Origin of the sequence: Schaalia sp. Marseille-Q2122 (assembly GCF_903645355.1) — a bacterium.
GTDB lineage: Bacteria > Actinomycetota > Actinomycetes > Actinomycetales > Actinomycetaceae > Pauljensenia.
In genome coordinates this window covers 223,798-232,222 of record NZ_CAHJXR010000007.1, presented here as the reverse complement: position 1 = coordinate 232,222, position 8,425 = coordinate 223,798, and the positions used below count along the sequence as shown (strand labels likewise).

The 8,425-nt window shown below is 62.9% G+C and carries 10 protein-coding genes; 2 read left to right on the top strand and 8 right to left on the bottom strand.

The window, feature by feature from the left end; genetic code table 11:
- Positions 1–36: 36 nt before the first annotated feature.
- Complete coding sequence (locus HWX48_RS09635; RefSeq protein WP_175957013.1) at positions 37–240, bottom strand: hypothetical protein; 204 nt, start codon at positions 238–240, stop codon at positions 37–39.
- Between the two features lie 433 nt (positions 241–673).
- Positions 674–997, bottom strand: a complete 324-nt coding sequence (locus tag HWX48_RS09630) for a hypothetical protein (protein ID WP_175957011.1) — start codon at positions 995–997, stop codon at positions 674–676.
- Positions 998–1,100: 103 nt separating this feature from the next.
- Here HWX48_RS09630 and HWX48_RS09625 point away from each other — a divergent pair, with 103 nt between their 5' ends.
- Positions 1,101–2,024, top strand: a complete 924-nt coding sequence (locus tag HWX48_RS09625) for a LysR family transcriptional regulator (protein WP_175957009.1) — start codon at positions 1,101–1,103, stop codon at positions 2,022–2,024.
- 102 nt (positions 2,025–2,126) lie between these two features.
- Here HWX48_RS09625 and HWX48_RS09620 read toward each other — a convergent pair whose 3' ends face one another.
- From HWX48_RS09620 to clpS, 4 genes are read right to left on the bottom strand one after another with little or no spacing between them, the layout of a single operon-like run.
- Positions 2,127–2,951 carry an MBL fold metallo-hydrolase gene (locus HWX48_RS09620; protein ID WP_175957007.1) on the bottom strand — a complete coding sequence of 275 codons (825 nt, stop codon included), beginning with the start codon at positions 2,949–2,951 and terminating at the stop codon, positions 2,127–2,129.
- A complete protein-coding gene (murI, locus tag HWX48_RS09615) occupies positions 2,951–3,778 on the bottom strand; it encodes a glutamate racemase (RefSeq protein ID WP_175957005.1) in 828 nt (275 codons plus the stop codon). The genes HWX48_RS09620 and murI overlap by 1 nt, the downstream gene beginning before the upstream one ends.
- Before the next feature lie 15 nt (positions 3,779–3,793).
- Complete coding sequence (locus tag HWX48_RS09610) at positions 3,794–4,360, bottom strand: DUF2017 family protein (protein ID WP_175957003.1); 567 nt, start codon at positions 4,358–4,360, stop codon at positions 3,794–3,796.
- A complete protein-coding gene (gene clpS, locus HWX48_RS09605) occupies positions 4,354–4,647 on the bottom strand; it encodes an ATP-dependent Clp protease adapter ClpS (protein WP_175957001.1) in 294 nt (97 codons plus the stop codon). The genes HWX48_RS09610 and clpS overlap by 7 nt, the downstream gene beginning before the upstream one ends.
- Before the next feature lie 81 nt (positions 4,648–4,728).
- Here clpS and HWX48_RS09600 point away from each other — a divergent pair, with 81 nt between their 5' ends.
- Complete coding sequence (locus HWX48_RS09600) at positions 4,729–6,072, top strand: nicotinate phosphoribosyltransferase (RefSeq protein WP_175956999.1); 1,344 nt, start codon at positions 4,729–4,731, stop codon at positions 6,070–6,072.
- A 138-nt stretch (positions 6,073–6,210) separates the two neighbouring features.
- Here the strand turns inward: HWX48_RS09600 and HWX48_RS09595 are convergent, their stop codons facing one another.
- Both HWX48_RS09595 and HWX48_RS09590 read right to left on the bottom strand, forming a co-directional pair.
- Positions 6,211–8,028, bottom strand: coding sequence for a DEAD/DEAH box helicase (locus HWX48_RS09595; protein WP_175956996.1), 1,818 nt, complete (start codon positions 8,026–8,028; stop codon positions 6,211–6,213).
- Positions 8,025–8,378 (bottom strand): DUF3039 domain-containing protein, encoded by a 354-nt coding sequence (locus tag HWX48_RS09590; RefSeq protein WP_175956995.1) that lies wholly within the window; start codon positions 8,376–8,378, stop codon positions 8,025–8,027. Before HWX48_RS09590 ends, HWX48_RS09595 begins: the two co-directional genes overlap by 4 nt.
- Between the last annotated feature and the right edge of the window lie 47 nt (positions 8,379–8,425).

Here is an 8,425-nt window from a genome sequence, read left to right as displayed (position 1 = left end):
GGCACACCTCACCATCACCAGCAGCGACGCTCGCCATTAGTACTGATGCTCGTCATTGGTACGGATCGTCGCCACCGGTACACGGCATACCCCATACCAATAGCGCTCAACCATACCCACAGCTCCCGTCCGCACCCACAGCCCCATCCGCACCCACAGCCAGGCAATGCAGGCAAGAAGCTCCCCAAGACCCCTGCCCCACAGGCACACCTCACCATCACCAGCAGCGACGCTCGCCATTAGTACTGATGCTCGTCATTGGTACGGATCATCGCCACCGGTACACGGCATACCCCATACCAATAGCGCTCATCCATACCCAAAGCTCCCATCCATACCCATCGCGCGGATAGGCAGGCCGAAGCTCTGTTAGCAATGATGGGATGGACAGTAAGAACCAGGAGGGCAAGCACTAGGGCAGGCAAGCTGGCCGCTTGCGCCGCAGCTGGACATAGGAGCAGAAACTAAGGCAAGCTGGCCGCTTGCGCCGCAGCTGGACATAGGAGCAGAAGTGAAGCGAAGGCGAGTGGGCACGAGTGGCCCACCATATCGGCCCGGCAACAGGGTGGACGGCCCAGGGTGTCTTCTCGTCAGGAGTCCTCACCTTGTCTGCCTGGCCCTCAGGGGGCTGCGGGTTTGTCGTGGAGAACTCCCCGTCTGACGGGCCTATCTGTTAAGCAGCGCGAACGTACACGCGCTTCATGGCAGAGAGGGTGCGTCCACGCACCTCACGTAGGCGCATGGCGAGGCGGTCGCGGACCTTCCAGGTCATGTGGAGGCCGATGAGGATGAAGATGGCGTTGGTGACCATGGAGGGCCATGCTTCGGTGACGAGGCAGGCGCCTGCGAGCATCGTGCATGCGGCGATATTGAGTGCCTGGTAGCGCAGGGAGTCGCCGGTCATCCGTCCGGTGGATACGCTCCAGTAGGCCAGGAGTGAGCATGCGACGCCCACCCAGCCCATCACTGTTAATACCTGTGCAAGAAGCCCTGTCATGGTGACTATGATGCGACCACTCGCAGTGCAGCACAATCGAATGAACCTGCACCTCTAATGAAGCTATACTTAAGTATCCATGTGCGTTCCCAAGGAGGCTTCCATGCTCATTGATCCCCGTCGCTTGCCTCTGCTCTTAAGCGTCCAGCGCGAAGGCGGCATTGTCGCAGCTGCGGATGTACTTCGCGTGTCCCCAAGCGCTGTGTCTCAGCAGATCCGCAAGATGGAAGAAGAGGTCGGCTTGGACCTTATCGAGCGCACGCCCAGTGGCGCAATTCTCACCCCCGCCGGCATGATCCTCGCTCAATCCGCTGAGCGCATTGAAACCGAACTCTCTGATGCCAGCCGCGCTCTGAGCCCAATGGCGGGTCATGTGACGGGTATCGTGGCATTTGGTTCCTTCCAAACGCTCATTATGTCCGTCCTCGTCCCCTTTTTAGGTGAGCTGTCCCGCTCTGCGCCGGGTATTGACCTGCACTTGAGCGAGGTGGAGGAAACCCCGGCGATGGCCGAGCTGCGCGCCGGACGCATTGACATTCTCGCTTTGGAGCGGGACGCAACGCCGGGGCCCGCGCCTCGCGGTTTCACGGATACCCTGCTTCTTGATGAGCCGTGGGTGTTGGCGACGCCTGCGCATGCCCCTGCGGTGAGTTCTGAGGATGATCTGGCTGCGCTGACATGGCTGCGCACCCCGGCGGGATCGGCGGGCGGGAAGGCGACGGCCCGCTTGACGGCGAGTATTGCGCACCCAGCGTGGTCGGTGCACACCTACTACAACTATGGTGCGGCCGTGTCGATGGTGGCTGCTGGCTTGGGGTCGACAGTGTTGCCTTCCCTGGCGCTGAGCGAGGCCATTCCCGAGCAGGTCCGCCTCACTCCCCTGCCGACCTTGGGTGTGCGTCGCATCCTCTTGCGCCACCGGACGCGCTCTTCGGGCCCTGATACGCCGACGGGGCAGGTCATTGAGCTGCTCAAGCGGTGGGTGAGTGAAAATCCGCAGTCGTGGGGGATTCAGCAGTTCAGCTGATTCTTCCCCCTTTCACGAGGCCACCGCCGATCCACCGTCGGTGGGAGGCGTGCGCTGCGCTTGGGCTGGGCAGGTGTGGGTGGGGCCTTTGAAGGGGGCAGGTTAGAGCGTGTAGACCTGATTCGATTGGGCAACATCAAGCGGCCCTGACCAGGTTTGGCGCACCTCGTTGACAACGACGGCAGGATCAGTCCAGGGCTGAATGTGGGTGACAACCAGCCGACCGACACCGGCTTCAGAGGCGAGGCGGCCGACCTTGACGCCATTCATGTGGATGCCTTCGACCTCGTCAGCCAGGGTGAAGCCCGCTTCTGACAGCAGCAGGTCCACGCCGCGAGCGCCCTCAATCATTGTCGGACACAGGTCGGTGTCGCCGGTGTAGAGCATGTTCACGGTTGAGGGTGCCTCGCCCTCCTGCAGCGCGTCCTCACCTTCGGCTTCGGCTGGGCCTTCAATGCGCACACCAAATGCGTCCACCGAGTGCCAGCCTTCCACGGGCGTTAGGCGTAGGGGGCCACATTCAAGGGGTTGGCCAGCCTCAAGGCTGTGGATGCGGAAGTCCAGGGCGTAGTCCTCTTCGGGAGGGCAGCCGTCGATCTGCCGGATGCGGTCGAGAAGATTGCAGGTCCCGGCGAGCAGCAGCGGCGCTTGGCCTCGTGCGGGCCCCCAGCGGCGGTGAACGTGCAAGGAGATGACGTCCCCCATGTGGTCGGCGTGGCAATGGGAGAAAACCACGGCATCCAGATCGGCGGGGTCAATGTGGTTCCAAAGGGCTCCGAAGGAACCCGGTCCCAGGTCGAGGGCGACGTTCCATGTGCGTTCAGCGCCCAGGGCGGGGTCGTATCCGCGGGCTTGGACGAGGTAGCAGGAGGCTGCTGAATGGGGGCCCGACATGGAGCCCGTACACCCTATGATGGTGAGTTTCATCAGCAGGTTCCTTCCACGCACACGCGTTCTGCTCGGCCGACCTCTGGCCCGAGGAATCGGCGGGCCAGATGAGAGAAGGATTCTTCTTCATCGGTGGTCAAGAATCGGTGCTCGACACCGGCCCCACCCTGGCGCGGCTCGTGGAGCATATTGCGGTCCATCAGCGTGTTGTAGGTGAGGTTCGCCGTGGTTTCTGACGAGGTCACCAGGGTCACGCCCTCTCCCATGACGCGGCCGATAATGCCGGTGAGCAGCGGGTAGTGGGTGCATCCCAGGACGAGGGTGTCGACTTCGGCTTCGCGCAGGGGTTCGAGGTATTCGCGGGCGACCTTTTCGAGTTCTTCGCCGTGGGTGATGCCCTGTTCGACGAAGGGGACGAAGCGCGGGCATGCTTGGGTGAAAACGGTCAGGTCAGGGACGGCGGCGAGGGCGTTGGCGTAGGCCTCGGAGCGGATGGTTGCCTCGGTGCCAATGACCCCGACGCGGCGGTTACGCGTGGTGGCCACGGCTGAGCGGGCGGCTGGGGTGATGACTTCGATGACGGGGATGCCGGCGTCGATCCAGTAGCGTTCGCGCGCGTCAGAGAGGGCGGCTGCGGTGGCTGTATTGCAGGCGATGACGAGGACTTTGACGCCGCGGGAGGCCAGTTCGTCCAGGCCTGCTAGGGTCATTTCACGCACCTGAGCGATGGGGCGTGGCCCGTAGGGGGCGTTTTTGGTGTCGCCGAGGTAGAGGATGTCTTCGTCGGGAAGCTTGTCGATAATGGCGCGCGCCACTGTCAGGCCTCCGAGGCCGGAGTCGAAAATACCGATGGGCGCGTTATCCATATATGGACAGTAGTTCTATTTCATGCCCGCTTGCATTGCCTGCAGGAGTGAATCCTGCCACCAGGTGACAAGTTCGTAGACAACGGACATCATGGTTTCGCGTGAATTATCGCCGCGTTGGGCGCGTTGGTGGACTCGTTCGGCGTCGTCTTCGGTGACGATGTGAAGTTCCTCCGCCAGGACGAGGCGCATGTCGTTGAGTGCGGAAAGCCACTCCCACACGGACTCGTGGTGGACGAAGATTTGTGTCGTTCCCGTCTGGGAGATTTCCTCGAGTTGGTCGAGGACGCAGCGGATGCGGTCGCTTTTCTCAGCGCGCAGATAGTCCTCAGTGAGGGCTCGTAGTTCCATGGCCGTGTCATTGTCTTCTGACATGTCCGGCAGGAGGCGGCTGAGGGTGGGCGAGTCGGGGCTTTCGCGGGTGAGTTCAGGTTCGGTGACGGCGACGACGATTTGGGACAGGGGCGCGGGCTCATCAAGGATGCCCAGCGTTTCGTTCATGAGTCGGCGTAGCAGGTGGTTGAGATCGGTGCTGATGCTGGTGGTGTATCCGCCGACGCTTCTGCGGAACTCCCCTAGCATTGCGCTGGTTCCAGCAGTGCTCGTAGTCCGTAGGCGTGAAGGGCCAGCACGTCCGCTTCCATTCGTTCCCGTAATCCCGTTGACACCACGGCGCGACCGTGGTCATGAACCTGCCACATCAGTTGATCGGCATATTCTGCACTGTATCCGAAATGTCGTTGAAAGACATGCGACACGTAGGTGGTGAGATTGACGGCGTCGTTGAGGACCACGGTCTGCCATGCAGCCATCTTTGACCGCGCCGGTGCGGTCTGCAGTGCGGGTTGTCCCAACGTCGAATGTGCCATGAGATAAGCCTAAACGTGAGAGTCACCTAAATGTAAGCGTTTTACACACCTTGGCGTCAAAAGTCAGGATAAATTGAGCGTATGCCCGCTTCTCATTCAACAGCTCTGCTGACAGATATGTACGAACTCACGATGCTCGATGCCGCCCTTCAGGCGGGCACCGCGTATCGTCACTCCGTGTTCGAGCTCTTCGGACGCCGCCTGCCTTCAACTCGTCGTTTCGGCGTGGTTGCGGGCACGGGCCGTATCCTGGAGGCCTTGGAACGTTTCCATTTTGAACCCGAGCAGATCGCTTGGCTTGCCGACAATACCGCGCTTTCAGAAGCCGCGCTCGAGTACCTCTCGACCTTCCGTTTCAGTGGCAATATTGACGGCTATGCCGAGGGCGAGTGCTACTTCCCGGGTTCTCCTCTGCTCACCGTTGAGGGTACTTTCGCCGAGTGCACCCTGCTGGAGACCCTGCTGCTGTCGGTGCTTAACCACGACTGCGCCATCGCATCAGCCGCCTCTCGTATGACGATCGCCGCCCACGGCCGCCCCTGCATGGATATGGGTGCTCGCCGCGCTCACGAGCGGGCAGCGGTGTCCGCCGCCAGAGCAGCCGTCATCGGCGGGTTTGCGGGTACCTCTAATCTGGAGGCCGGTAAGCGCTACGGTATTCCCACGATTGGTACCTCGGCCCACTCCTTCACGCTGCTGCATGATTCGGAGCGCGCGGCCTTCGACGCGCAGATCGCGCGCCTGGGTACGAAGACGACGCTGCTGGTGGACACCTACAACGTCACTGAGGGCGTCAATAACGCTGTCGAGGCTGCTCGCGCTGCTGGCGGTGAACTCGGCGCGGTTCGTTTGGATTCGGGTGACCTTGTTGCCCAGGCCTTCAAGGTGCGCGGCCAGTTGGATGCCCTGGGTGCAACCTCGACGAAGATCACGGTCACTAACGACCTTGATGAGTATGCGATTGCTGCACTGGGTGCCGCCCCGATTGATTCCTATGGCGTGGGGACGAAGCTTGTGACGGGTTCGGGTGTGCCGACGGCCGCCCTCGTGTACAAGCTGGTGGCCCGCGACGATGGTAATGGCGTGATGGTTCCCGTGGCTAAGCGCTCCGAATCCAAGGGCACCGTCGGTGGCCGTAAGAGCGCTGGCCGTCTGGTTGACGAGGATGGTTACGCCTCTGAGGAGGTCCTGGTTGCCGGGTCTGACGAGGCTGCCCGCCTGTCGGAGTTGGAGGCGCTGGGTGCCCGCCCGCTGCAGGTGCCTCTGGTTCGCAATGGCGTCATTGATCCCACCGCGTGGGGTCCGAGCGCTCTGAAGGAAGCTCAGGAGCGTCACGTGCGCTCCCGCAATGAGCTGCCCTACCAGGCGTGGCGTCTGTCCGAGGGTGAGACGGCGATTCCGACTCGCTACATTTCCTTGGACTGACGCGGGATCGTGTGGCGGGATTTCTTCCGTCACGCTGGTCATGTGTCGTAGAGACTGCGCCCCTCTTCAGGCCTTCATGGTGTGAAGAGGGGCGCAGCCTTTTGCGCCATGTGTCGGTGAAGCGACTGTCATTGGGTGTTAGCGTCGTCCAACGAACCATTCGCGCAGCAGGGCAATGCGTGCGGCGATCTGCTCGGTGCTGGCCTGGGCGACTTCGGGGCCACCGCAGCGCTGGCGCAGTTGAGAGTGGATGACGGCGTGGGTTTCCCCTGAGCGACGTGACCAGGATGAGACGAGGTTTTGTAGTTCCTTGCGTTTGGCGGCGCGCACGCGGTGGTCGGAGATTCCTGAGTTTTCATCGCGGAGTTTCGCGGCTGCGCGGGCACGCTTTTGGCTGGCGATCTGTTCTTCTTGACGGGCGCGCAGCAGGGTCGTCACCTGGTCGGGCTCCAGCAGGCCCGGTATGCCCAGGTATTCCTGTTCTTCCACGGAGCCGACCTCGGCCACTGATCCCCAGGCGGCGCCGTCGAAGAGCACGGCGTCGAACTCCGCGTCGGCGCCGAGGGCCTCGAAGGATCCCAGCAGGTCAGAGGAGGCTTTCTCCTGTCGGTTCGCCTGGGCGATGAGGGCATCCTCGGGGTTGCAGAGGTCGCCTTCCTCGTTGGCGTTCGTTGGCCGATCGAGGGCGTGGTCGCGTTCAACCTCCATAGCGCCGGCGAGGTCAAGCAGCGGCAGGACGGAGGGGATGAAGACGGTGGCGGTTTCTCCGCGGCGGCGTGCGCGCACGAAACGCCCGACGGCCTGGGCAAAGAACAGGGAGGTCGAGGTGTTGGTCGCGTACACGCCCACGGACAGGCGCGGCACGTCCACGCCCTCGGACACCATGCGTACGGCCACCATCCACCGGTCGTCATTCTCCCGGAAGGTGTCGATGCGTTCGGAGGCATCCTTATCGTCAGAGAGGACGACGGTGGCTGCCTTGCCGGTAATCATGCGCAGGTGGCGTGCGTAGGCGCGTGCCTGGGTTTGGTCGGAGGCAATGACGAGGCCACCGGCGTCGGGCACCTGGCGGCGCACCTCGGTCAGGCGCTGGTCGGCGGCCTGGAGGACGGCAGGGATCCACTCGCCCTTGGGGTCCAGGGCGGTGCGCCACGCCTGCTTCATCATGTCCTTAGTGAGGGGCTCACCTAGGCGCGCAGAGTATTGCTCGCCAGCGCTGGTGCGCCAGGACATGGTGCCCGAGTAGGACATGAAGAGGACGGGGCGCACGACGCCGTCACGCAGGGCGTCGCCGTAGCCGTAGGTGTAGTCGGCTTGTGAGCGGCGGATGCCTTCCTCGTCCTCGACGTAGCGCACGAAGGGGATGGGCGAGGTATCCGATCGGAAGGGTGTGCCCGTGAGGTTGAGTCTGCGGGTGGCGTCCTTGAAGGCTTCGGAGATGCCATCGCCCCAGGATAGGGAGTCACCCGCGTGGTGGATCTCGTCGAGGATGATGAGGGTGCGGTGGGCGCGCGTGCGCGCCGAGTGCACGGCGGGGTTGGAGGCTACCTGGGCGTAGGTGACGGCAACGCCGTCATAGTGGGAGCCTGCCATGCCTTGGGAGTTACTGAACGCGGGGTCAATGTGGATGCCCACCCTGGCCGCGGCGTCAGCCCACTGGCTTTTTAGGTGCTCGGTGGGGCAGACGACCGTCACCTTGTCGACTATGCCTGAACCCATGAGTTCAACGGCGATACGCAGAGCGAAGGTGGTTTTACCGGCGCCGGGGGTGGCGACGGCGAGGAAGTCCTTGGGGGATTTTTCGAGGTAGAGGTTCAGTGCAGCTGCCTGCCAGGCGCGCAGACTCCCCGCAGTGCCCCATCGGGCGCGCTCAGGAAAGGACGGAGAGAGGTTCTGAGCTGCTGAGGCGGAGACTCGTTGCGGGCCGCTGGTGGAACCAACAGGGCCGCGATTCACTGGTGGGAACCTCCCGAGCCTCCTGAACGACCATCAGAGAAGGGCCAATTCGGGCCAAAGTTATTCATCTCGTCGCGCAGGGCCTTGCACTTGGGGCACACCGGGTATTGGCTGGCGTCCCGGGTGGGAATCCACACCTTGCCGCACAGGGCGACGACAGGCTGGCCGGTCATCATGGAGGAGTCAGCTTTGTCTTTGCGGACGAAGTGTGCGAAACGGTCACCGTCACCCGGATCCTTCTCGCGCTCTACCTCAGTTCGTTCCAGCAGTGCGGTCGAGGACTGGGGGTTCGATGGCGCGTTCGGGCTTTCGGGGCCGCCGGGGGCCATGGGTTCATCCAGTGCTCGCATGTCCTCCATTGTAGGTGCGCAATCGCCCTCGCCCCACATGTGCGGGG

Coding starts and splice junctions, on each gene's coding strand:
- HWX48_RS09635 (WP_175957013.1), bottom strand. CDS start 240: ATGGCGAGCGTCGCTGCTGGTGATGGTGAGGTGTGCCTGTGGGGCAGG.
- HWX48_RS09630 (WP_175957011.1), bottom strand. CDS start 997: ATGACAGGGCTTCTTGCACAGGTATTAACAGTGATGGGCTGGGTGGGC.
- HWX48_RS09625 (WP_175957009.1), top strand. CDS start 1,101: ATGCTCATTGATCCCCGTCGCTTGCCTCTGCTCTTAAGCGTCCAGCGC.
- HWX48_RS09620 (WP_175957007.1), bottom strand. CDS start 2,951: ATGAAACTCACCATCATAGGGTGTACGGGCTCCATGTCGGGCCCCCAT.
- murI (WP_175957005.1), bottom strand. CDS start 3,778: ATGGATAACGCGCCCATCGGTATTTTCGACTCCGGCCTCGGAGGCCTG.
- HWX48_RS09610 (WP_175957003.1), bottom strand. CDS start 4,360: ATGCTAGGGGAGTTCCGCAGAAGCGTCGGCGGATACACCACCAGCATC.
- clpS (WP_175957001.1), bottom strand. CDS start 4,647: ATGGCACATTCGACGTTGGGACAACCCGCACTGCAGACCGCACCGGCG.
- HWX48_RS09600 (WP_175956999.1), top strand. CDS start 4,729: ATGCCCGCTTCTCATTCAACAGCTCTGCTGACAGATATGTACGAACTC.
- HWX48_RS09590 (WP_175956995.1), bottom strand. CDS start 8,378: ATGCGAGCACTGGATGAACCCATGGCCCCCGGCGGCCCCGAAAGCCCG.